At 51.8% G+C, this 255-nt stretch carries 1 protein-coding gene; it reads left to right on the forward strand.

Going from position 1 to position 255, the window contains the following annotated elements; all coding sequences use genetic code 11:
* Positions 1-255: hypothetical protein (locus KDM90_RS17750; protein WP_212676956.1), on the forward strand; the 255-nt coding region annotated here is incomplete at both ends.

Below are 255 nucleotides of genomic sequence, written 5' to 3' on the forward strand. Positions count from 1 at the left end.
ACGAGTTTTACAGCAGGAACCACCGGCACGATCACGGGCTTGGTACAAGGTGAAACGTGTACGGTCACGGAGACCGCCATCACGGGTGGCGTCTTAGCTGGCGGTTATACCTTCGGTGCAACAAGTGTAGCGGTGATTAGTTTAAATAGCAGCACAGCGATCAGTGCATCACAAGCGGTAACGATCACGAATCCTTTGACTGCCCCGAATGCAGCACAACTGAATATCACCAAGCTGTATTCTGGTGACACCGTA

The sequence above is a fragment of the Affinundibacterium fentianense genome (assembly GCF_018139545.1).
Taxonomy (GTDB): Bacteria; Pseudomonadota; Gammaproteobacteria; order Burkholderiales; family Burkholderiaceae_D; genus Undibacterium; species Undibacterium fentianense.